Source organism: Actinomyces minihominis, assembly GCF_900187855.1.
GTDB lineage: Bacteria > Actinomycetota > Actinomycetes > Actinomycetales > Actinomycetaceae > Scrofimicrobium > Scrofimicrobium minihominis.
Genome location: NZ_FYEG01000001.1, coordinates 41,074 through 63,514 on the forward strand (window position 1 = coordinate 41,074; position 22,441 = coordinate 63,514).

Annotated in this window: 19 protein-coding genes and 1 tRNA gene; 5 read left to right on the plus strand and 15 right to left on the minus strand. The window is 60.3% G+C overall.

Annotation, left to right across the window (positions count from 1 at the left end; translation table 11 throughout):
* Nucleotides 1–47: 47 nt before the first annotated feature.
* Nucleotides 48–1,184, plus strand: a complete 1,137-nt coding sequence (locus CS903_RS00180) for an Mrp/NBP35 family ATP-binding protein (RefSeq protein WP_099331538.1) — start codon at nucleotides 48–50, stop codon at nucleotides 1,182–1,184.
* Between the two features lie 102 nt (nucleotides 1,185–1,286).
* Nucleotides 1,287–1,931: an O-methyltransferase gene (locus CS903_RS00185; RefSeq protein ID WP_099331539.1), complete on the plus strand. Its 645-nt coding sequence runs from the start codon at nucleotides 1,287–1,289 to the stop codon at nucleotides 1,929–1,931.
* An 85-nt stretch (nucleotides 1,932–2,016) separates the two neighbouring features.
* Here CS903_RS00185 and CS903_RS00190 read toward each other — a convergent pair whose 3' ends face one another.
* Nucleotides 2,017–2,181, minus strand: coding sequence for a DUF3117 domain-containing protein (locus CS903_RS00190; protein ID WP_099331540.1), 165 nt, complete (start codon nucleotides 2,179–2,181; stop codon nucleotides 2,017–2,019).
* A gap of 66 nt (nucleotides 2,182–2,247) precedes the next feature.
* Nucleotides 2,248–3,009 carry an LOG family protein gene (locus tag CS903_RS00195; protein WP_099331541.1) on the minus strand — a complete coding sequence of 254 codons (762 nt, stop codon included), beginning with the start codon at nucleotides 3,007–3,009 and terminating at the stop codon, nucleotides 2,248–2,250.
* Nucleotides 3,010–3,160: 151 nt separating this feature from the next.
* On the opposite strand from CS903_RS00195, the gene CS903_RS00200 reads away from it, so the two are divergent.
* Nucleotides 3,161–3,979 carry a purine-nucleoside phosphorylase gene (locus CS903_RS00200; protein ID WP_099331542.1) on the plus strand — a complete coding sequence of 273 codons (819 nt, stop codon included), beginning with the start codon at nucleotides 3,161–3,163 and terminating at the stop codon, nucleotides 3,977–3,979.
* Between the two features lie 21 nt (nucleotides 3,980–4,000).
* Nucleotides 4,001–5,713, plus strand: a complete 1,713-nt coding sequence (locus tag CS903_RS00205; RefSeq protein WP_099331543.1) for a phospho-sugar mutase — start codon at nucleotides 4,001–4,003, stop codon at nucleotides 5,711–5,713.
* 80 nt (nucleotides 5,714–5,793) lie between these two features.
* Here the strand turns inward: CS903_RS00205 and deoC are convergent, their stop codons facing one another.
* The 11 genes from deoC to CS903_RS00260 form a co-directional block, all read right to left on the minus strand.
* A complete protein-coding gene (gene deoC / locus CS903_RS00210) occupies nucleotides 5,794–6,447 on the minus strand; it encodes a deoxyribose-phosphate aldolase (RefSeq protein WP_099331544.1) in 654 nt (217 codons plus the stop codon).
* A 63-nt stretch (nucleotides 6,448–6,510) separates the two neighbouring features.
* Complete coding sequence (locus CS903_RS00215; protein ID WP_099331545.1) at nucleotides 6,511–7,812, minus strand: thymidine phosphorylase; 1,302 nt, start codon at nucleotides 7,810–7,812, stop codon at nucleotides 6,511–6,513.
* Nucleotides 7,812–8,267, minus strand: coding sequence for a cytidine deaminase (locus CS903_RS00220; RefSeq protein WP_099331546.1), 456 nt, complete (start codon nucleotides 8,265–8,267; stop codon nucleotides 7,812–7,814). Before CS903_RS00220 ends, CS903_RS00215 begins: the two co-directional genes overlap by 1 nt.
* Nucleotides 8,268–8,337: 70 nt before the next feature.
* Complete coding sequence (locus CS903_RS00225) at nucleotides 8,338–9,627, minus strand: ABC transporter permease (RefSeq protein WP_099331547.1); 1,290 nt, start codon at nucleotides 9,625–9,627, stop codon at nucleotides 8,338–8,340.
* Nucleotides 9,624–10,910 (minus strand): ABC transporter permease, encoded by a 1,287-nt coding sequence (locus CS903_RS00230; protein WP_099331548.1) that lies wholly within the window; start codon nucleotides 10,908–10,910, stop codon nucleotides 9,624–9,626. Before CS903_RS00230 ends, CS903_RS00225 begins: the two co-directional genes overlap by 4 nt.
* Entirely contained in the window at nucleotides 10,903–12,465 is a 1,563-nt protein-coding gene (locus CS903_RS00235) for an ABC transporter ATP-binding protein (RefSeq protein WP_099331549.1), read from the minus strand. The genes CS903_RS00230 and CS903_RS00235 overlap by 8 nt, the downstream gene beginning before the upstream one ends.
* A 251-nt stretch (nucleotides 12,466–12,716) precedes the next feature.
* Nucleotides 12,717–13,811 (minus strand): BMP family lipoprotein, encoded by a 1,095-nt coding sequence (locus CS903_RS00240; protein WP_207203707.1) that lies wholly within the window; start codon nucleotides 13,809–13,811, stop codon nucleotides 12,717–12,719.
* A 208-nt stretch (nucleotides 13,812–14,019) separates the two neighbouring features.
* Complete coding sequence (locus CS903_RS00245) at nucleotides 14,020–15,165, minus strand: mannose-1-phosphate guanylyltransferase (protein WP_099331550.1); 1,146 nt, start codon at nucleotides 15,163–15,165, stop codon at nucleotides 14,020–14,022.
* A 38-nt stretch (nucleotides 15,166–15,203) separates the two neighbouring features.
* The gene (locus CS903_RS00250; RefSeq protein WP_099331551.1) at nucleotides 15,204–15,818 is read right to left on the minus strand and encodes a 50S ribosomal protein L25/general stress protein Ctc; all 615 of its coding nucleotides are present in this window, start codon (nucleotides 15,816–15,818) and stop codon (nucleotides 15,204–15,206) included.
* A 257-nt stretch (nucleotides 15,819–16,075) separates the two neighbouring features.
* The gene (locus CS903_RS00255) at nucleotides 16,076–17,056 is read right to left on the minus strand and encodes a ribose-phosphate diphosphokinase (RefSeq protein WP_099331552.1); all 981 of its coding nucleotides are present in this window, start codon (nucleotides 17,054–17,056) and stop codon (nucleotides 16,076–16,078) included.
* A gap of 37 nt (nucleotides 17,057–17,093) precedes the next feature.
* Nucleotides 17,094–17,164: transfer RNA gene (locus CS903_RS00260), tRNA-Gln, on the minus strand.
* Nucleotides 17,165–17,231: 67 nt separating this feature from the next.
* Between CS903_RS00260 and CS903_RS00265 the strand changes: the two genes are divergently transcribed.
* On the plus strand, nucleotides 17,232–19,019 hold the full coding sequence (locus CS903_RS00265; protein WP_099331553.1) for an ABC-F family ATP-binding cassette domain-containing protein: 1,788 nt from the start codon (nucleotides 17,232–17,234) through the stop codon (nucleotides 19,017–19,019).
* On the opposite strand, the gene CS903_RS00270 is transcribed toward CS903_RS00265, so the two are convergent.
* Together CS903_RS00270 and CS903_RS00275 are read right to left on the minus strand one after the other, a co-directional pair.
* Nucleotides 19,016–20,614: a GTPase family protein gene (locus tag CS903_RS00270; protein ID WP_164996622.1), complete on the minus strand. Its 1,599-nt coding sequence runs from the start codon at nucleotides 20,612–20,614 to the stop codon at nucleotides 19,016–19,018. The genes CS903_RS00265 and CS903_RS00270 overlap by 4 nt on opposite strands.
* Nucleotides 20,611–22,347 carry a GTPase domain-containing protein gene (locus CS903_RS00275; protein ID WP_099331555.1) on the minus strand — a complete coding sequence of 579 codons (1,737 nt, stop codon included), beginning with the start codon at nucleotides 22,345–22,347 and terminating at the stop codon, nucleotides 20,611–20,613. The genes CS903_RS00270 and CS903_RS00275 overlap by 4 nt, the downstream gene beginning before the upstream one ends.
* Nucleotides 22,348–22,441 lie beyond the last annotated feature (94 nt).

A 22,441-nucleotide genomic window follows, 5' to 3' on the forward strand; every position in this document is an offset into this window, starting at 1 on the left:
AGCGTTGAAAACGGGTACTCCAACAGGTGGCGCCTAAACTAGGGGACATGACCGTGAACGAATCCGCTGTAATGGAAGCTCTGGGTAGAGTAATCGACCCGGAGATCAACAAGCCACTTCCCGAACTGGGAATGATCGAGGGCATCGAAGTTGATGGGGGCCATGTCACCGTCAAGGTCCTCCTCACCACCGCCGGATGTCCCCTGAAGAACACCATCACCGCAGATGTTGAGAACGAGGTCGGTAAGGTCGAGCATGTCGAGTCCGTTCGCGTCAACATGGGCGTGATGAGCGACGAGCAGAAAAAGGGCCTTCGCGAGAAACTTACCGGCCACGCCGAACGGGAGATTCCCTTTACCCGCGCTGACAACCTGACACGTGTAATCGCAGTCACCTCCGGCAAGGGCGGAGTCGGAAAGTCTTCCGTCACCGCCAACCTCGCCGTCGCGCTTGCGGGCCAGGGCCTCAAGGTGGGCGTGCTTGACGCAGACATCTACGGCTTCTCTATTCCCCGCATGCTCGGAGTCGAGCACGACCCACAGTCAATCGACGGAATGATTGTTCCCCCGATCGGCACCGACGGCGTCAAGGTCATATCGATTGGGATGTTTGTCCCCGAGGGTCAACCCATCATCTGGCGCGGCCCAATGCTGCACCGCGCGCTCCAGCAGTTCCTCGCAGATGTGTTCTGGGGGGACCTGGATATGCTGCTTCTCGACATGCCGCCGGGCACGGGAGATGTGGCCATCTCAATCGCACAGCTGCTTCCGAACGCAGAGATCCTCATTGTCACCACTCCCCAGATTGCCGCTGCCGAGGTCGCAGAGCGCTCCGGGTCAATAGCCACTCAGACCCGTCAGCGAGTCATTGGTGTGGTTGAAAACATGGCTTATCTGTCACAGCCCGATGGCTCCCGCCTGGAGATCTTCGGTTCCGGTGGCGGCGAAACCGTCTCGGCTCACCTTGCGGCACTTCTCGGCTACGAGGTTCCTCTTCTAGCCCAGGTCCCCCTTGACATTGCCCTCCGTCAGGGCGGCGACAGTGGGGTACCGATCGCAGCCCGGCAGTCCAGCGCACCTGGATCAGCCACCGCAGAAGAACTGCACAGGCTGGCCGGCAAGCTTGCCTCCCATGCCCGCGGACTTGTTGGTCGCCCCCTGGGCGTAGCCCCAATCAGGCGCTAGCAGCACAGACCGTACCCTCCGTCCGGATCCTCCCAGCGAAAGCGAAAGCGGGAGGAACTGGTCGGGGGTAGCCTATTGGTACCGAAGTGGGAAGGGGCCACCATGTCTGCCAACAAGAATGACATCTGGATGTTCAGTGAAGAGTTCGTCTCTGAACCCGCCGTGATCGCCAGTGCCCGCGAAGTCGCAGTTGAACTTGGGGCCGACCCTGTTTCCACCGCGACAGGGGCCCTTCTTCGGGCGGTGGCAGCAATGCGTAATGCCAAGGCTGTTGTCGAGGTCGGGACCGGTGCCGGTATCTCCGGACTGTGGGTCCTGTCAGGGATGAATGACCGTGGCGTCCTCACCACAATTGACCCAGAACCAGAGTTCCAGCAGTCGGCTGCCATGGCCTTCCGCGCAGCTCAGGTTCCGTCGTCACGAACCCGCTTCATCAACGGCAGGGCACTCGACGTACTCCCCCGCCTCGCGGACTCCTCCTATGACATGGTCATCCTCGACGCCCTGCCTGAAGAGACCGCGCAGTACGTCCAGCACGCCCTCCGGCTCCTACGACCCAGTGGCGCCCTGGTCATCCCGAACGCCCTCTGGTTCGGCAACGTAGCCAACCCGGCCCGACGTGACCCCCACACAGTTGCCATGCGTGAGGTGGTTCGCGAACTCCTTGACTCAGAGGACTTCCTGACCACTCTGCTTCCCACAGGCGACGGCGTCCTCATCGCGGTTCGACCGGCTCCCGCTCTCTAGCGGGGTTTCGCCGCGAGGCGCAGCGACAAAAGGGGCGACCCACCACCTGGTGGGTCGCCTCTACTTACGTGTTATCAAGGATCCTTTAGACGGCCGCCTGAAGCGCCTCTGCAAGTTCTGATGCCTCATCCGGCGTGAGCTCAATGACCAGGCGCCCCCCGCCTTCACTGGGGATTCGCATAATGATCCCGCGCCCCTCCTTGGTTGCCTCTAGTGGTCCGTCACCGGTTCTTGGCTTCATCGCTGCCATCGGATATTCCTCCGCTTCTATGATGCGTTCGTTGGGCCAGTAACTCTCTAGACCATTCTACGCGGATCACGTCCCGTCTGCGTGTCGTTCCAGGTTGTCCTTGCTGTTCTGCAGCGCTTCAATACCATTCCACATGTGTTCAACGGCCTCTTCAGCAGTGTCGACGACCTTAAAGTAGTCGATGTCGCTCTCGTTGATCATCCCCTCGGCAGCAACAGTTTTGCGTAGCCAATCGACCATCGGCTCCCAGTACTCGCTTCCAACGAGGGCGATGGGGAACCAGTCAATCTTACCGGTCTGCACCAGGGTGAGGGCCTCAAAGAGCTCGTCCATGGTCCCTAGACCGCCGGGGAGCACGATGAACCCTCGGGCGTAGCGCACGAACATGACCTTGCGGACAAAGAAGTACTTGAAGTTGATGCCCAGGTTGATCCAGGGGTTCATCCCCTGCTCGAAGGGCAGTTCGATACCGAGACCGACGGAGACACCGTTGGCTTCAAACGCACCCTTGTTGGCTGCTTCCATGATCCCGGGCCCACCACCCGTGATCGTCGCGAAGCCGTTCTGGGCCATAAGTCTGCCGACCTGCTCGGCCAGCCTGTAGTACTTCGAGTCCTTGGGGGTGCGAGCCGATCCGAACACTGACACGGCATTGGTGATGCTTCGCAGCGCAGAGAAGCCCTCGACGAACTCGGCCTGAATGCGCATGACACGCCAGGCATCCTCAGTCCGAGACTGGAGGAGCTTCTGATCGGCCATGGCACTGGGTAGCTCCCGGCCCCTCATGATCACCGGGCCGCGGCGATGTACCTTCCCTCCAGATGGCATGGTCCCTCCTTGAAGTCTTAGAAACAAGTCACACTGTCTACCAGCAAACGCTACACCCCCGACCGAATGACGCGACTTTCCCGCACTGTCGACGACCTACTAGCTCGACCTCCACTACACGCGAATCAGGGTTTAGCGGTAGATTTGGCCCATGACCAAAGAAGATCTTCCCCAGGAGCCATTTGCTCTGGCCGCTGAAGCCGCCCACGCAATCAAAAATCACTCAGGTATCGACAAGTACGACATTGCGCTCGTCCTCGGCTCAGGTTGGGGCGGTGCAGCCGACCTCATCGGAGAGACGATTGATGAGATTGATGCCGCCGATGTCCCCGGTTTCTCCGCTCCGGCGGTCGCTGGACACACCGCCACCATGCGCACCATCCGGGTTCACGGCAGCGACAAGATAGCCCTCGTCCTCGGATCACGCACCCACTTCTACGAGGGAAAGGGTGTCCGGGCGGTAGCCCACGGCATGCGGACGGCCGCGGCTCTGGGCTGTGACCAGGTCGTCCTGACCAACGGCTGCGGCGGCCTCAACGTCGAGTGGAAACCCGGACAGGTTGTTCTCATCAGCGACCACATCAACCTCACCGCAGAATCTCCACTTGAGGGCGCGAACTTTGTCGACCTCACCGACCTCTACTCCCCCCGTCTGCGGACCCTCGCTAGGACCGTCGATGCTTCGCTTCCCGAGGGCGTTTACGTGCAGTTCCGCGGCCCCCACTATGAGACGCCCGCGGAGGTCAAGATGGCGGGTGTCATCGGAGGCGACCTCGTCGGCATGTCGACCACCCTCGAAGCCATTGCGGCCCGTGAGTCCGGTCTGGAGATCCTTGGACTCTCACTGATGACGAACCTGGCTGCAGGTATTTCGCCGGTTCATCTTTCCCATGAAGAAGTCATTGAGGCAGGAACCGAAGCGGCCCCCCGAATCGCACGACTCCTTGCTGCCGTCGTGCAGAAGATGTAATAGGAAAGGCACCAAAACCACATGTCTGTTGAACTTTTCGACCGTGAAGCAGTTCTGACTTGGATCGATGATGATCCCAACATCCGCGATGCACAGGAGCTCGAGCAGCTTCTGAAACTTTCTGATGAGGGCGATGAGGGCGCTAGCGCGGAGCTCGCTGATCGCTTTTCAGGAATGCTCACCTTCGGTACTGCAGGGCTTCGAGGTCATCTCGGTGCCGGGCCCAACCGCATGAACCGTGCGGTTGTGATTCGCGCAGCAGCGGGACTGACCAACTACCTGCACTCCGTCCTTCCCGAGGGCTTCAAGGTCGTCATCGGCTATGACGCACGCTATGGCTCGCACGAGTTCGCACTTGATACCGCTGCCGTAGTTGAGGCCGGTGGCGGACACGCCCTCGTCTTCGAGAAGGCACTCCCGACCCCACTGACTGCGTTTGCGCTCCGTCATCTTGATGCGGATGCCGCGGTCATGGTGACCGCCTCTCACAACCCCCCGGAAGATAACGGCTACAAAGTCTACCTCGGTGGGCGTGTGGTCACCGGAGCCGGACAGGGCACACAGATTGTTCCCCCCTACGACGCCCAGATCCTCGAGCAGATTGAGGCTGTCCCCTCGGTATCCTCCGTTCAGAGAGCAGAGTCCGGCTGGGAGTTCATCGGTTCGGATCTTGTTGATAAGTACATCGAGCGCATCACCGAGATCGTTCCTGAAGGTCCGCGTGACCTCAAGATCGTCCTCACCTCAATGCACGGTGTCGGCGGCGAGACTGCGATGAAGGCCCTCGATCACTGTGGGTTCAAGGATGTTACCGTCGTTGCCGAACAGCATGAACCGGATCCCGACTTCCCGACCGTGGCTTTCCCGAACCCGGAGGAGCCCGGGGCTCTCGATCTCTCCTTCCGCACCGCAGCTGAGATCGATGCTGACATCATCCTGGCTAACGACCCCGATGCAGACCGTTCCTCGGCCGCTATTCCAGACCCCAACTCGGCTTCGGGATGGCGTCAGCTCACCGGTGATGAGGTCGGTTCGCTACTAGGTGAGCAGAAGGCGCGTGAGGTTGCTGCAGTCACCGATGCCGCAGAGCTGCCCAAGAGAATGCTGGCGAACTCCATAGTCTCGTCACGCCTGCTCAGCCGCATTGCCGCAGACATCGGCCTCGGACATGCCAACACCCTGACTGGCTTCAAGTGGATCTCTCGGGTTCCCGGCATTGTCTTCGGCTACGAAGAGGCCCTCGGCTACTGCGTCGACCCGGACTTTGTGCGTGATAAGGACGGCATCTCCGCAGGAACGAAGCTGGCCGCGCTGGCAGCTGCACTGAAGGCAGAGGGACGCACGCTTGGAGATAAGCTGGATGAGTTTGCGGAGAAGCACGGACTTCATGCCACGGCTCCCCTCACCATCCGCGTTGAGGATCTCAGCCTGATTGCCAAGGGAATGCAGAACCTGCGCACCAACGGACTCGAAGAGATTGCTGGTTCACGCGTGGTGACCGGCATCGACCTCGCCGTGGGCTCAGCTGACCTGCCCCCGACGGACGGTTTGCTCTACATCACGGAGCGCAACGACCGGGTCGTCGTGCGTCCCTCGGGAACCGAGCCGAAGCTGAAGTGCTACATCGAGGTTATTGAGCCTGTGGAAGAGGGATCGGTGGCGGCAGCACGGATTCGCGCTGCGCAGCGACTGGAAGCGATCAAGGCTGCGATGGCCCCCGCTATCGGGATCTAAACCGCACACACAAAGACGCCCCGCGTCGGCTTACCTCAAATGGTACTGGCCGACGCGGGGCGTCTTTGTCTACGGGAGAACTATCCCTCGAGCCCGTCAAGGACGGCTGCCGTGCCGGAGAGACCCAGGCGGCTGGCCCCGGCCTCAATCATTGCTTCGGCGGCAGCTGCATCACGCACGCCTCCGGAGGCCTTCACGCCAATGTCCGGCCCAACCGTCTTCCGCATCAGTGCTACAGCATGGGTGCTGGCGCCCCCTGCGGGGTGGAAACCCGTGGAAGTCTTGACGTAGTCCGCACCCGCACGAACCGCTGCCTCACAGGTGCTCACGATCTCTTCATCGGTCAGCGCGGCCGACTCGATGATGACCTTGAGCAGAGTCTTCGGTGCAGCATCACGTACGCCCTGGATTTCGGACTCAACGGCTTCGTAGTCGCCCTGCTTGACGAAAGCCAGGTTCACCACCATGTCAATCTCATCCGCGCCGTCAGCCGCAGCCTGAGCTGCTTCAAAGGCCTTCACCGCGGGCTTGACGGCACCCGAGGGGAAACCGACGACCACGGCCAGCTTCAACGACTCAGGAAGCTCGACCGGGATCATCGACGGTGAGACACAGACCGAGAAGGTCCCGAGCTCTACCGCGTCATCAATCAACGCCTGGACATCAGCCGCGGTGGCCTCAGGCTTGAGGAGGGTGTGGTCAACCATCTGGGCCACGGTTTCACGATTTGTCATCATTTTCTCCTAAGAGTTACTGGGACTGGCCGCATCTCGGGCCAGCCCCAGACGTTTTGGTTGCTAGGCGTCGATCCGGTCGAGGACGAGCGGAGTCAGATTTGTCGGCTCCTCGGTACTAATCTCGATGGCACCATCGAGAGCCTCGATGCTTCTTGCGAACTTTTCCGGAGTGTCAGTGAACAGGGTCAGCAGCGGCTGGCCCTTCTTGATCGGATCTCCCGGCTTAGCGTGGATTTGGATACCGGCCCCGAGGTCAAGCTTCTCTCCCTGACGGGTTCGGCCGGCGCCAAGGCGCCATGCCGAGATACCGACGCCCCAGGCATCCATCTTCTCTACGAAGCCGTCAGACTCTGCGTAGATGACTTCGCTGTGCTTTGCCTTCGGCAGAGGTGCATCTAGGTCACCGTTCTGGTCGGCCACCATGCGGCGCCAGTGGTCCATCGCCCGACCGTCGTTCAGGGCTGCTCGCACATCGACATCCGTCTTTCCGGCCAGACGAAGCATTTCTTCAGCCAGCAGGACCGTGAGGTCAACGACGTCTTTCGGCCCCCCACCTGCGAGGACATCAATGGACTCTTGAACTTCAAGCGCGTTACCGATCATGAGGCCGAGCGGTGTCGACATGTTCGTCAGCAACGCCGAGGTCTTCACACCAGCATCTGTTCCCAGGGCGACCATCGTTTCGGCCAGCTTGCGTGCCTGCGCCTGGTCCTTCATGAAGGCACCCGAACCAACCTTGACGTCGAGGACGAGTGAACCTGTGCCCTCTGCAATCTTCTTCGACATGATCGAAGAGGCGATCAGCGGGATGCAGTCAACGGTTGCCGTGACATCACGCAGAGCGTAGAGCTTCTTATCCGCGGGAGCAAGGTCTGCTGAAGCCGCGCAGATGACGGCGCCGGGACCATCGGCCCCCAGCATCTGCATCATCTTCGCTTCGGAGATTTCAGCCTCCCAGCCACGAATGGACTCCATCTTGTCCAGCGTGCCTCCGGTGTGGCCGAGGCCGCGCCCGGAAAGCTGTGGAACCGCAACGCCGAAGACGGCGACGAGCGGTGCGAGCGGGAGGGTGATCTTGTCGCCCACTCCACCGGTGGAGTGCTTATCCGCTGTGGGACGCCCGAGGTTATCGAAGTTCATCCGAATCCCAGAGTTCATCATGGCGGTGGTCCAGCGGGCGATTTCTTCACGGTCCATTCCGTTAAGGAAGATTGCCATGGCCAGTGATGCCATCTGGTCGTTGGTGACGACTCCGCGAGTATAGGCATCGATGACCCAATCGATCATTGGGTCGGGGATCCGGTGAGAATCGCGCTTGGTGCGAATTACATCAACTGCGTCAAATGGTTCTGTCTTAGCCACTAGTTCTGCTCCTCATACTCGAGATCTTCTACTGCATCTGCTACATAGACCCGTTCAAGATCAGAGGGTCCAAAGCCACCGGGGAGAACCCGGTCCATGGTCATTCGTCCCTCTGGCATCTCTACCCAGAGGCTGTTACCCCCAAACTCGAAGAGCAACTGGCGGCACCTACCACAGGGAGACGCTGCTTCTTCTAGCCCATCAACACACTTGAAGGCCACCAGGCGCCCTCCGCCGCTTCGAGCCAGGTCAGAGACCAGGCCGCACTCGGCGCAGAGTCCCACGCCATATGAAGCATTCTCAACGTTGCAGCCGGTCACGATTCGGCCGTCATCGACCAGTGCTGCTGCACCGACGGGAAAGTTTGAGTAGGGGGCGTAGGCCGTCTTCATTGCGGCCACCGCGTGCTCATGGAGCAGGCGCCAGATCTCCTCAGGAATCTGATTCTCAGTCATTCGACTTCCTTGTCATTTGGAGAGTTGGATAGTTTGGCAAGGCCCGCGCCAGTTGGCGCGGGCCTTGTTGCTATGGATAGGGAATACCTTCTGAGGCAGGCGGTCTAACCGCCCCCACAAAGCCGGCCACCGCCAGGATGGTGACGATGTAGGGAATCATCAGCAGGTACTCGGCTGGAACCGGAGCTCCGACCGCCTGCATGACCGCACCGAGGTTGGTTGCAAAACCGAATAGGAGTGCCGCGGTAAGGGCTCCGATCGGGTTCCAACGTCCCAGAATCATTGCCGCCAGGGCGATAAAGCCGTTGCCTGCAGCCATATCCTTGGAGAAAGCTAGACCCTGACCCACGGTGAAGAACGCGCCGCCCAGACCCGCAACCGCACCGCCAAGAAGGACGTTGTGCCAGCGAATCGTATTGACACGAATACCCACGGTATCGGCTGCACGAGGCTTCTCACCCACCGCGCGCAGGCGTAGGCCCCAGCGAGAGTTGAACAGCATGAACTGGAGGATGATTACGGCCGCATACATCAGGTAGACGAGGATCGTCTGGTTGAAGAGGACCGGGCCGATGATCGGAATGTCCTTGAGGATCGGGATCGGGAGCACCGGCAGCTTCATGGGCTTGTTCAACTGGCTCGAATCAGAAAGTAGAGTCGAGAAGAGGAACGACGTCAAACCAAGTGCCAGCATGTTGAGAACAACACCCACAACAATGTGGTTAGCACGGTAGTTGATCGTAAACAGTGCGAGCAGGACGCTGAGGAGCGCACCTGCAATCGGGGCTCCGATGAGGCCGAACCAAGACGAACCGAAGATCGAGGCGGTCAGCGCACCGGCGAATGCTCCGAACAGAAGCTGTCCTTCAATCGCGATGTTGATGACACCCGCACGTTCATTGATGACGCCAGCAAGGGCACCAAACACGAGCGGTGTCGCGAACATCAGGCCACCGGCGAACAGTGAGACAACCGGAAGGTTGGCCGAAGGACGACCGGCAACCGCCAGGATCAGGAAGGCGACCACAAAGGCCACGCCGACAATGACGACAAACCATCCGGGGACCGGCTTGCGGTCAACGGCCAGTTTGAATGTGACAACGGAGAAAGCGATGGCGATGACAGCCAGGATCCAGATGGACAGCGGGGCGTTGATTGTCATCGTTCCGGCCTTGAACCAGCCCGAGGCTCCGGCGAACGAAATGTTCGACTCACCCTTGACGATGATGGCCATGATGACCGTTGCCAGCGCCATGATCGCGGTGACAACCGGATCTCTCCAAGAGATGGGGAGAATGATCTCGCTGGCAACAGGAGCTGGCTGACTGTGCTTTGCAGGGGTTGAAACTACGGTGCTCATGCCTGCACTCCTTCCGTCTGAGCCGACTTCTCTTCGTGCTCGGTGTCAACCTTCTTGACGGTCAGAGCGTTTTCCCTCTTGATAGCGCGCGAAGCCCTGATGGCTTCGGAAGCCGCAATCGTCAGAACGATGATTGCCTGGGTAATGATGACGATGTCAACGGGGATTCCTGCGGAGGACTGCATGAGAGCACCACCCGCAGCGAGCGCACCGAACAGAAGTCCGGCAAAGAACACGCCCACTGGGCGCGATCGTCCAAGTAGCGCCACCGTAATCGCATCGAATCCGATACTTCCGGCAACACCACCTGTAATAGCCCTCTCGGTGCCAAGGACAGGAGCCGTGGCAGCAAGACCGGCAAGTGCGCCTGAGATGGTCAGTGTCAACATGATCACCAGGGGAACATTGATGCCCGCGGTCTTGGCGGCATCTGGGTTTGCCCCGGCAGCGCGAATCTCAAAACCGAATGTCGAGCGATCCATCAGCCACCACACGAAGATAGAGGCCAAGATCGCTGCGATCAGGCTGGCATTGAGACGGAAACCGCCTCCGAGGAGACCTGGGTACAAAGCCGTGTCGAAGATCTTCATCGACTTTCCGGGGTATCCCTCACCATAGAAGGTCGTGGTCTGCAGCATCGCGGCAAGAAACAGTGCCGCCACCGAGTTCAGCATGATGGTGACGATAACTTCGTTGGCCCCGAGGCGTGCCTTCAGAATGCCGGGGATGAAACCCCAGATCGCGCCACCAAGGATTGCTCCGAGGATGGCTACCAGCAGGTGGATGCCTACGGGGAGGTTCCAGGCGAAGCCGATGTAACCGCCGAGGAGGGCACCCATTATGAGCTGGCCCTGAACACCAATGTTGAACAGGCCTGCGGTGAAGGAAACAGCCACCGCCAGACCGGCGATGATCAGTGGGGTCGCACGAACGATCGACTCGGTCAGGGGTCGAATCGCAGCCTGGAAGCTGCTCTGACGCCAGTCGAAGATGGAGCCCCGAACAAGAGCCGTGAAGAACCCGGAGAAGGCTTCCCAAACTGCTGAGAAAAAGTCACCGGGAGCCGCGAACAGATAACCCGCTGCATGCTGCACTGCTGGGTCGAAGATAACGACGATCAGGGCGCCGATAAGGAGGGCTAGGAGGATCGCCAGTGCGATAGTGCCAGCACCGGGGCTGAGGACACCCTTGACGAACCGCTTCCACCACTGTTTGACGGGATCCGGGCCGGTGTCCGGTTCAAGTGTGGGGGGTTCTGGATCTAGAACTGCAGGACTACTCACCTTCGTTCACACCTTCCTGCGCTGCCGGGGTACCAGCCTGCTTCATTGCATCCTCGTAGGGGATGCCGGCCATCATAAGACCGAGGACTGCTCTCGGCGTGTCCGGTGGAACGATGCCGACAATTCCACCTCGGTACATCACTGCAATTCGGTCTGCAAGCCCAACGACCTCGTCCAACTCAGTGGAGACCACGAGGACAGCAGTGCCTCCATCGCGCTCTTCAACGATGCGGTTATGGACGAACTCAATGGCACCGACGTCTACGCCACGGGTGGGCTGTGCGGCCACTAGAACGTTGATGGGCCTGGACAACTCACGCGCGAGGATCGCCTTCTGTGCGTTACCTCCGGAGAGGGTCGAGATGGGGTCTTCGACATTCGTGAGGCGCACATCGAACTCTTTGGTGAGCTTCTCAGCGTTGCTCTTGATGATTCCCGGGTGCATATTGATGCCAGTTGCGTAGGGCTTCTGGTCATACCGGTTCAAGATCAGGTTCTCAGCCACCGAGAACGACGCGATCATTCCGTCGGTCTGACGATCTTCAGGAACATATCCCAGTCCGTCACGGAAGCGCTGCTTGATGGAGACGTCCTTGATGTCGACACCCGACATCGAAATAGAGCCGCCATCAATGGTGCGAGTACCGACGATGGCCTCGCAGAGTTCGGTCTGACCATTACCCTGGACGCCTGCGATACAGAGAATCTCTCCGCCACGAACCTCAAAGGAGACGTGGTCGAGAGCCGCGACACCATCGGTGTTGATCAGGGAGACACTGTCAAAGACGAGTCCAGGTTCACCCGGTTTGGCCGGGTCCTTTTCAACCTCGAGGCTCACGGGACGTCCGACCATCATTGAGGCCAGGTCCTTCTCGGAATCCGTGGGCTTGGCTGTACCAACTACCTTGCCGCGCCGAATAACCGTAATGGTGTCGGCCACCGCTCGGATCTCGCGGAGCTTATGGGTGATGAAGACAATCGAGGTCCCCGACTCTTTGAGCTGCTTCATGATCGCAATCAGCTCATCAGTTTCCTGAGGTGTCAGCACCGCCGTGGGCTCATCAAGAATAAGTACCTTAGCGTCACGCGAGAGTGCCTTGATGATCTCAACACGCTGCTGTACACCAACCGGGAGGTCCTCAATGACCGCATCCGGCTGGAGGCCGAACCCGAACTTATCGGAGAGCTCAAGAACGCGCTTGCGGGCTTCCTTCAGGTTGAGAATGCCACCAACTGCGGAGGTTGGTTCATAGCCGAGGGCTACTGACTCTGCGACTGTAAATACCGGCACCAGCATGAAGTGCTGGTGAACCATTCCGATACCTGCGGCCACAGCGTCGCCAGGTCCTGAGAATTGAACCGGTTCGCCGTCTATAAGGATCTGGCCTTCGTCCGGCTGGTAGAGACCGTAGAGGACGTTCATCAGGGTTGACTTGCCAGCACCGTTTTCTCCAAGCAGGGCATGGATCTTACCGGGCTCAACCGTCAGACTAATGGCGTCGTTTGCTACCAGCGGTCCGAAGACCTTCGTGATCCCTTTTAGCTCAAGTTCCACATCGATCCCTTCATCGTTGTAGGGGTAACCAGAGTTACTGGGGGTAGAGAATGAATTTACACATTCTCCTGTTACTACTTCAAATGCAATGTTCTGTTTTCTAGGTGTCTGTGACCAACTATATGCCGCGGACTCAAGACCTTATTGGAGTAAGGTTCCTCGGTGTCCAATTGGACGCAGAAAGCGGGGGCCCGGCAGAACCGGACCCCCGCTAACAATCACCTAAGGTGTCGCCTCATATAGTGAGTGGACTACTTAGGGGTGTTGGTGGACTCAACGACGATGGTGCCGTCGATAATTTCCTGCTTGATCTGCTCGATCTCGTCGTTCAGCTCAGGCGAAACCTTGTCCTCAAAATCGTGCCAAGGAGCAATTCCGACGCCACCGTTGGCAAGGGTGCCAACGTAAGCCTCAGAGGTCCAGGTGCCCTCAACAACGGCCTGGATTGCATCGTAAACCGCAGCGGAAATCTGCTTCATGACCGAGGTCAGGATTACCGAAGCATCGCCCGGGTTGGTGAGGGCGCCATCGGCGTCAACCCAGATAACCATGGTGCCGGGGTTTTCCTTGGCAGCTGCCAGGGTACCCATGCCGACCGGACCTGCAACAGGCATGATCACGTCAACGCCCTGCTGGATGAGCTGCTCAGAGAACTGCTTGCCCTTCGAAACATCTTCGAAGTTACCGGTAGCCATGCCGTCCTGCGCGGCCTTGTCCCAACCGATGACCTCAACCGACTCCGAGTGAACCTCGTTGTACTTGGCAACACCATCAACGTAACCATCGTTGAAGATAGCGGTTGAAGGAAGGTTCATGCCCAGGTAGGCACCAACCTTGCCGGTGGTGGACATGCCAGCTGCTGCATAACCGGCGAGGTACGAGGCCTCAGCGGTGTTGAACAGAAGTGCCTTGGTGTTGTCCAGCGGCTCGTTGAACGGGGAGTCAACCAGAGCAAACTTGGTGTCCGGGTACTGTGCAGCGGACTCGCTGATGGCGTCAGCCATCAGGAAGCCAACACCGATGATGATCGAGCAGCCGCCCTGAACCATGTTCTCAATGTTCGGGATAAAGTCGGCGTCGCTTGTGGACTCAGCCTTGTCAACCTTGATACCGAAGGCATCCTTAGCCATCATCAGGCCCTCATAGCCTGACTGGTTGAAGGACTTGTCTTCGAAACCACCGGAGTCAGAGACCATGCAGGCCTTGACGTCTGAAGTGGCTTCGGTGGCACCGGACTGTTCGCCTGAGGTACCAGCGTCGGTACCGGCATCTGGAGCAGAACCACAGGCAGCCAGGCCAAGAGCTGCAACGGCGGCTAGTGCGCCAAATCGCATCGTCTTCTTCACGTATTCCTCCTGATAAGAGTTTTCACTTATGCCCTTGTGTTCACTGGCATACGTCGCGCAGGAACAGACTTAGGTCACTTGGGTAGCCTATCGAGGTACCTCGAAGACACCTAAGGAATCGAAGGCTAGCACCGGAAAAGCAACAATTCTGTAATCAGTGATGTTTGGGTCACGTTTCAGGCCCTGATGGGAACCTCCGGGTGAAAGATCAGATGTACTTGGTTCGTCCCGTGTGCTTGAGGAAGTCCACAACATCCTTGACCTGCTGGGCGTTTTCCTTCACCGTAACAAGCAGGGCATCTTCCGTATCAATGACCACCGCGTCCGGAATTCCCACAATTGCAACCAGGCGTCCACTGGTACTAACGGCAAAAGAGCCCGGTGCAGAAATCCTCACGATCTCGGTCTCACCGCTCTCCCCTGCTTCCACAGCGCCCATCTCGGCCAGCGCCTCAAAGTCCCCGACGTCACTCCAGCCCACCGCCGCAGGAGCCGCCACAACCGCCACTCCTCCGAGCGCTGCCACGGGTTCCGCGACCGCATGGTCGATGGCGATCCTTGGCACCTCCTGCCAGAGGACGTCAATGGTTGCCACGACATCCGAGAGATCCTGCTGGTCCCAGACCTGCGCCATCTGCTGCAGCCTGTCAGCCATCTCGGGCTGAAGGTTACGAAGGTGACCGAGGACGGCTCCGGCCCCCATGACAAACATGCCCGCATTCCACAGGTATCCGGCCTCCACGTACCTCTCGGCGATGCTCAGCGGAGGCTTTTCGACGAACTCTGCGACCAGCGAGGCGCCCTCGGAAACAGTCTTGTCAGTCGGTTTGATGTACCCGAAGGCCGTTGACGGAAAGGTAGGTTGGATACCGATGGTGCAGATATAGCCGGCGCGAGCGGCCCCTGCGGCTTCGAGGACTGTTGCCCTGAAAGCATCCTCATCGCCTATGGCATGATCTGCGGCGAATGAACCCACGATGGCATCGTCGCCGTAACGCCGCGCGATCAACGCGGCCGCCAAACCTATGGCCGGCATTGAGTCCCGCCCGGAGGGTTCCACCACGACATCCACGTCGAGGTTCGCATCCAGGAGGCCGGCTTTCTGCAGTCCTGAGAGCTGCGCCTTCACCGCGTCGGCGTGAGCCTGCCCGGTGACGACCGTAATTGACGCCGAGATCGGCGCAAGCCTCAGGGCCGTAGCCTCGAGGAGTGTTGTCCCCCGACCGAGGAGGTCGAGGAGAAACTTGGGATGTCCCGCGCGCGAAAGCGGCCAGAGCCTGGTTCCTGATCCCCCTGCGGGAATAATGGAATGTAGACGCCTCGTGGAATCTACTTGGCTCTGGCCGCTTTGCATGGGACTCCTCCCTAAGGATTTAGCACTTTCATGCCACCTTAGACGGCTGCCTCAACTGCTGCCTCTGCATCGGCAACTTCCTCTGCCTCTTCCTCGGCGTTCTCGGTGATCGCGTTGACCGAAAGGATGTCGCGCTCGAGCAGTTCGTCGTTCACCTCGACACCCTCAGGCAGGGTCAGGTCAGAGACGCGAACGACCGCCCCTTCGGTGAGACCCTCAATGGAAACCTCGATGTGCTCGGGAATCGAGATTGCCGGTGCAGAAATGACCAGGCTGAACTCTTCCTGCTGCATCTGTACGCCCGGAGCCAGCTCGCCGACCAGGAGGATCGGAACCTCGACCTCAACCCGCTCCTTGGCGGAGACTGCGAGCAGGTCGATGTGAAGGATGTTGCGGCGAACCGGGTGACGCTGGATGTGCTTCACGAGTGCCAGCTGCTTCTTGCTGCCGTAGTTGACGGTGATGACTGCGTTTGCCGAATCCTTGACGATCAGGAAGATATCGTGACCGGGCAGATCCAGGTGAACCGAGTCGAGCTTGTGGCCGTAAAGGACCGCGGGGACCAGACCCTCGCGGCGTGCGCGGCGTGCCGAGCCCTTGCCAACTTCTTCGCGGATGGTCGCCTTGATGCTGTTTTCAGTTACAGCTGCCATAGTTCCTCTTTTCTATGCGTCCCATTTGGGACTGCCGGGTCAGTCAAGACCACTGGGGCCTCGGCTGACGTCCATGTCATGCCCGACGACCCCTCTGAAAAGAGGCGTTCAATCCTGTCGATCACGGAGATCAAGTCTCCCTCGCCAGGCAACCCCTCAAGATTACGAGTACAACGAGGGTGTAATCAACCCGCATCTAGCGGAATGCGTCACCCCGAAGCACAATTCTTCGCGGTGACGCATTCGCTTGAAACTATCTAGGCCTCGCCATCAAACATCGAGGTGACCGAGCCGTCCTCAAACACCTCATGAATACCACGGGCCAGAAGTGGAGCGACCGAGAGAATCGTCAGCTGCTCGAACTGCTGCTCCGGGGTGACAGGCAGGGTGTCCGTAATGATGACCTCAGAGGCACCCGAGCCAGCGAGCCGCTCAGCGGCCGGATCAGAGAGTACACCGTGGGTGGCCGCAACGATGACCTCGGCAGCGCCCTCCTGGAAGAGCACACGAATAGCTTCCGTGATCGTTCCACCTGTGTCGATGAGGTCGTCAACGATGACGCACTGTCGACCTCGAACGTCACCAACAACCCGGTTCGCTACGGCGACATTCGCCTGCGAGGTGTCACGGGTCTTGTGGACGAACGCCAGCGGGCAGTTACCGAGCTTGGCAGCCCACTTCTCTGCCACACGAATACGTCCGGCATCGGGGGACACAACCGCGACCTTCTCGGGATCAATCCTCTGGCGCACGTAGTCGACGAGGACGGGCATCGCCCAGAGGTGGTCAACCGGTCCGTCAAAGAAGCCCTGAGCCTGCGCAGCGTGCAGGTCAACACTCATGACACGATCCGCACCAGCGGCCTTGTAGAGGTCCGCAACAAGCTTGGCTGAGACGGGTTCGCGTCCCTTGTGCTTCTTGTCCTGGCGTGCGTAGGGATAGAAGGGAGCCACCACTGTGATGCGCTTGGCGGATGCCCGCTTGGCAGCATCAATCATGATGAGCTGTTCCATGAGCCACTTGTTGATCGGTGACGTCATGGACTGGATGATGAAGACGTCCGCACCGCGAACCGACTCACCGAATCGGAAGTAGATTTCTCCGTTTGCGAAGTCGTATGCGGAAGTTGGTATGACATCGCACCCAAGAGCGCTTCCGACCTGATCTGCTAGTTCTGGATGTGCACGACCACTGGCGAGAACGAGGCGTTTCTCTCCAGTTGTGATGATCCCGCTCACTTGCTTTCCCCTTAGGTTGCGCGAATTAAGCACTTCGCTCCGCCCCCAGGACTCGAACCCGGACTAAGGACACCAAAAACCCCTGTGCTGCCATTACACCAGGGCGGAAAGCAATCGCCATTGTGTCACAGGCTCCGCAAAGTCGAAAACTCCAGCTGTGGGCTAACCTTGCCGCGTGGCCCACCTACTTGGCGTCGAAGACGCGACCGTTTCCTTCCCTACTCACACCGTCCTCGATCACGTGACCTTCGGCATCAGCGAGGGGCAGCGGATCGGTATCGTCGGGCGTAACGGCGATGGCAAAACCACGCTTCTACGGCTAATCGCCGGTGAACTCACCCCCGACAGCGGTGCCGTGGTCCCCCGCAAGGACCTCCGGATCGGCTATCTGAACCAGAGGGATACCCTCCCTGCCGAGATGACGGTCGCAGAGGCGATCGTCGGTGACACTCCGGAGCACATCTGGGCGAGCAATCCCACAGTGCGTCAGGTCATTGAGGGCCTGGTTTCCGACCTCGAATGGGAGGGGACTGTCGGCGGTCTCAGTGGTGGTCAGGCCCGTCGCGTCGCCCTCGCGGCCCTGCTGGTCAGTGAGTGGGACGTCCTTATCCTGGATGAACCAACCAACCACCTCGATCTTCAGGGCACCGCCTGGCTGGCAGAACACCTCAGGACAAGGTGGACCAAGAACGCCGGCGCCCTCGTCGTTGTTACTCACGACCGCTGGTTCCTCGACGAGATCTCCACCCACACCTGGGAGGTACACGACGGGATCGTCGAACCGTTCGAGGGCGGCTACGCCTCCTACGTCCTGCAGCGCGTCGAACGTGATCGCATCGCGAGCGTCACTGAAACCAAACGACAGAACCTCATGCGCAAGGAACTGGCGTGGCTGCGTCGTGGCGCACCGGCCCGCACCGCGAAACCCAAGTTCCGCATCGACGCGGCCAACGCCCTCATCGAAGACATCCCTGCCCCGCGCGACAGCGTCGAGTTGAGCCGCCTGGCAACCTCCCGCCTCGGCAAACTTGTGGTTGACCTCGAGGACGTGTCCTTCTCTTACGACCCCGAGTCGGCCTCGTCCCGAGAGATTGTCCGCGACGTGACCTGGCGGATAGCTCCGGGTGAAAGGATCGCGCTACTTGGCGCCAACGGGGCCGGTAAGTCGACGATGCTCGGCCTCATCTCGGGCGCCCTCAAACCCACTTCAGGTCGAGTCCGTCAGGGCAAAACCGTAGAGCTTGCGATCCTCGACCAGCAGTTCTCCGCCCTCACCGAGATCGAGGACGAGCGGGTCCGAGAGGTGCTTGGACGAACCAAGACCAGCTTCGAGGTGGATGGGAAGGAAATGACTCCCGCCCAACTCCTTGAGCGGCTCGGGTTCAAGCAGGCCCACCTTCAGTCCCGGGTTGGCGAGCTCTCGGGCGGCCAGAAGAGGCGCCTGCAACTGCTCCTCATACTTCTCAGTCAACCCAACGTCCTCATCCTTGATGAGCCCACCAACGATGTTGACACGGACATGCTCACCGCCATGGAAGACCTGCTTGACACCTGGCCCGGAACACTCATCGTTGTCTCTCACGACCGCTACCTCCTGGAGCGCGTCAGCGATGTTCAGTTCGCAATCATCGACGGCGGCCTACGTCACCTACCGGGAGGGGTTGACCAGTACCTGTCACTGATTGCCAGTGGAGGCACCCCGGTCGTCACCGACCTCTCCCCCGATGACGTACCCGCCCAGTCGGGCGCGGAGCGCCGGGCGCTTGAGAAGGAGCTGGCATCCATCGAGCGCAGGATGGCAAAGCTAACTGAGCGGGCGGCGGCTGACCGGGAGGCGCTGGCTACCCTGGACCAGTCCAACTTCGCCCTCCTGGCGGAGAAAATGCAGCAGATTACCGCCGTTGAGGACGAGGTCGAGGAACTCGAGTTGCGCTGGCTGGAGGTCTCGGAGCAGCTCGGCTAGTCCCCCCGCACCCGTGCGACCAGTTCAAGGGCCGCGGTGAACTGCGCGAACTGATCGATCTCGGTTTTCAAGGGGAGCAGGACAAAGACCTTTGCCCTGTCCAGGATCTGCCTGTCGAGGTGCTGGCGTACCCGAGCTTCCGTCCTTAATCGCCCTGCCTTGAGCGCGAAACGAGCCAAAACCGCGAAAAGCCAGCCCAGGGCCAGACCGCCGACCAGAAGGGCCGTCGGGACCGGGAGCGGCCCCCAGTGCGGAAGCGTCGGAAGGGCAATCTTCAGCAGGTCCGCCACCCAGTAGAGGGTCAGCCACACCAATCCGACGGCTGCTGCTGAAGCTGCTCCCAGCTGAATACCCTGAGCGACCGTCCACCAAAGGGGACGGCGGACAAGAGTCCGCGGAATGCGACTAAGGTCCGAGTCGACTGCATCAACAAGGTCGGCGACGCCGTCCTCGACCCGCCGCACCACCCCTCTTTTCCACCTGCTTGGCAGTGCTTCCGACTCAGCGGCAGCGAAGCGTCGCACCACGCTACGAACCGCGGCCGTCTGGGTTTCCGAACGCACGATCGAGGTCGCCGCAGGTACGGAGCTACTTTCGCCTTCGCTAATATGCAGCCGACGGAGCGGGTCGGGACGAAGCGAACGCACCCAGCGCGTCCACACCCATCCGACAGAGCCAATCCCACGGTGGAAGTACGCCTCCCCCGCCGCTCGCGCGACACCGTTGCCACCCAGGGCCCCGCTTAGGGCGCGCACCAGCGCGCGAGAGTCCTTCATCGGGCCCAAGTCTCTGGGATTGCCTCCGTCATCTTCAACCCAGCGTAGAAGCTCGGTCGATTTCTGACGCAGGTCTGCCGCCAAACGCCGCAGGACCGCCTGCTTTTTCGACGCGATTTGGAGAAGCTTCGACCGCAACTCCATCAAACCCGTTCCGTCTGTCGCAGATGTCGCAAGAACCTCGGCGTTGAAGCGACTCTGTACCAGCATCGACCGGAGGTGCTCGACAACTCGATGTCCGTCCTCATTCGAAAGGGTGTCCACCTTGTTCAAGGCCACCAGCATTCCCCCGGACTGCTCCCTGAGGTGCTGGAGAAACTCCAGGTGGAGGACACCGTCGGCGTACTTCTGTGGGTCCACCACCCAGACGATCACGTCGGCACGTTCGATGAGGTACTCGGCCACCGCCCGGTGGTGGGTCACAACCGAGTCGATGTCAGGCAGATCGATGAGGATGAGGTCCGAGCCCGCCATCCAGGGAACATCCCCCACCTCGGCACGGTGATCAACCCCGAGCCAGTCGAGCAGGTCGTTGAAGCCCCCGCCGGAGACTGCCAGAGCCTCCGAGGTCGTGGGCCGGATGGCAGCCGTCCGCGCTAGTTCACGACCCATGATCGCGTTGAAGAGGGATGACTTACCGGAGCCCGTCGCTCCGGCAAAGGCGACAATGGTTGCCTCACTGTCCAGGCCGCGTCGCTGTTTCGTTCGGCTCAGCAGCGCTCGGGCCCCTTCGAGCCGCTCTTCGGGGACGTGGCCCCGGCCCAGCGTTACAGCCTGCTCGAGGGCCGTCAGCGCATCTGCCACGGAGACGCGACTCACCTCTCCCCCTCCTCTTCCAGGGCGCGGCGAACCGCCGCGAAACTGTCCCGAACTACCCCGGGCGATTCAACGCCTACCCCCAGCTCAGCCATCACCTTCTCAAAGACGGCCGCATCAGCTGCGAGGAACCCGGTGGTTCGCTCCACCAGGTCTTCGCGGGCCCGGGTTGCCATCCGGCGTACGGCGTCGTCGCCAAAGATGGCTTCAAGAACTCTTTGGGCAGCCACCGCGGTCCCACCTGCAACTGCGATCTCCGCACCTGTCAGGCCCGCGGTCGAAGCGAAAATGACGATGATGAGAGCAGCCCCAAGAACATTGACTCCGACGGCGAGCACCCGGGCCATTGCCCTCTTGTCTCGACCGGTTGTCGACACCAGTTCAACCAGCTCACGCTGCCATTCTCTAATCAGGCGGGCAGCGGCCCCCTCCCTCTCAGCACCCGTGCGCAAGTGGGTCTCCACCGCGGTGAGAAGCTTTTCGGAGTCCGGGTGCATCGCCCACTGCGACTCGATTCCGGCAATCATCTCCTCGGAAGTTGCGACCAGCGAAACTAACAGGGAGTCCTCGAGGGCATCCTCGAACCCGGCCATTGCAGGCGCAGCGCCGCGGGCCCTGATCCATCCTGTGACCCGGTCACGAAGTGAGGAGATACCACGTTCCAGGCGCCGCATCCACTCGCCTGTTCCGACTATTTCCTGCCACCTGCTAATGACCTCGGCGCGAAGGAGTGTGCCGTCCGCTAGGGACGCCGAGAAGTTGTGCTCTGCAAGGGAGAGACCACCCTTGACCGCGCTCTCCATGCGCGCGATCGCGGCGGCCTGCTCCTGAAGAGCCGCAACGATCTCTTCCTCGTTCGACAGCAGGGCCGAGGTCGCACCCTCGAGGGTTTGGCGCGCCACCCCCTCCCGGATCGTCGCGTCGACGGCAATGCGGTTGATCCACTCGCCCAGGGGAAGCAGGGCGGGTTCCGGAATGAACCCCTCTGGATCAAGAGCCTCCGCAATGGGAAAGACTGGCGTGTCTCCCAGCCCTGCCTCACTCAGGCGAGCGCGCAGGTCAGGAACGACCTCGTCCTCGACACCGATGGGGATGCGGTTGAGGACAACAGCGAGGACTATGTTACGGGCAGCGGCCTCGTGGAGAAGATTCCACGGGATCGCATCTGAGTAGCGCGCGGCAGTCGTGACAAAGATCCACAGGTCAGCGGCAGCCAGGAGTTGTCCCGCCAGAACTCGGTTGTGCTCCACAACCGAGTCAATATCCGGGGAGTCGAGCAGGGCTAGTCCGCGCGGCAGGCGAACGTGGGGGGCCAGCTGCAGTTGCGAGGGGGTCGTGTCTCCACCAGGCTCAATCGAAGCAGCCTCCCTCGAGCCCTCCTGGGCAACCCTCGGCAGGCCGGGAAGGATCCTCGGTCCTTCAAACCACTCGCCCTCACCCCCGGCATGCAGCAGAAGCGGATGGCGGGTTGTGGGCCGAATAGCCGTTGAAAGGGCAACCTTCTCTCGAACCAAAGAGTTAATGATGAGGGACTTACCCGAGCCGGTTGACCCCCCAATGACTGCCAGGAGGGGCGCATCGAGACTGCGGTAGCGCGGAAGGATGTAGTCTTCCAGCTGCTGCGCGAGGTCGAAGCACAGGGAAGCTACGACCCCCGCCGATGGGGTCGCAACAGGGAGGCTCACCGTCCGCAGGGCGTTTTGCAGGCGCTCTAGTTCTCGTGCAACTTGGATCACATCCGAACACTACTTCCTTCGCGCCCCGCGGCCTAGTTACCCGGCGATCATTTCCATTGCGACCCAACCAAGGCCTGAGCCGGGTACGGTATCT

Excerpts from the sequence above, each read along its gene's own strand:
- CS903_RS00180 (WP_099331538.1), top strand. The coding sequence starts at position 48 with ATGACCGTGAACGAATCCGCTGTAATGGAAGCTCTGGGTAGAGTAATC.
- CS903_RS00185 (WP_099331539.1), top strand. The coding sequence starts at position 1,287 with ATGTCTGCCAACAAGAATGACATCTGGATGTTCAGTGAAGAGTTCGTC.
- CS903_RS00190 (WP_099331540.1), bottom strand. The coding sequence starts at position 2,181 with ATGGCAGCGATGAAGCCAAGAACCGGTGACGGACCACTAGAGGCAACC.
- CS903_RS00195 (WP_099331541.1), bottom strand. The coding sequence starts at position 3,009 with ATGCCATCTGGAGGGAAGGTACATCGCCGCGGCCCGGTGATCATGAGG.
- CS903_RS00200 (WP_099331542.1), top strand. The coding sequence starts at position 3,161 with ATGACCAAAGAAGATCTTCCCCAGGAGCCATTTGCTCTGGCCGCTGAA.
- CS903_RS00205 (WP_099331543.1), top strand. The coding sequence starts at position 4,001 with ATGTCTGTTGAACTTTTCGACCGTGAAGCAGTTCTGACTTGGATCGAT.
- deoC (WP_099331544.1), bottom strand. The coding sequence starts at position 6,447 with ATGACAAATCGTGAAACCGTGGCCCAGATGGTTGACCACACCCTCCTC.
- CS903_RS00220 (WP_099331546.1), bottom strand. The coding sequence starts at position 8,267 with ATGACTGAGAATCAGATTCCTGAGGAGATCTGGCGCCTGCTCCATGAG.
- CS903_RS00225 (WP_099331547.1), bottom strand. The coding sequence starts at position 9,627 with ATGAGCACCGTAGTTTCAACCCCTGCAAAGCACAGTCAGCCAGCTCCT.
- CS903_RS00245 (WP_099331550.1), bottom strand. The coding sequence starts at position 15,165 with ATGCAAAGCGGCCAGAGCCAAGTAGATTCCACGAGGCGTCTACATTCC.
- CS903_RS00250 (WP_099331551.1), bottom strand. The coding sequence starts at position 15,818 with ATGGCAGCTGTAACTGAAAACAGCATCAAGGCGACCATCCGCGAAGAA.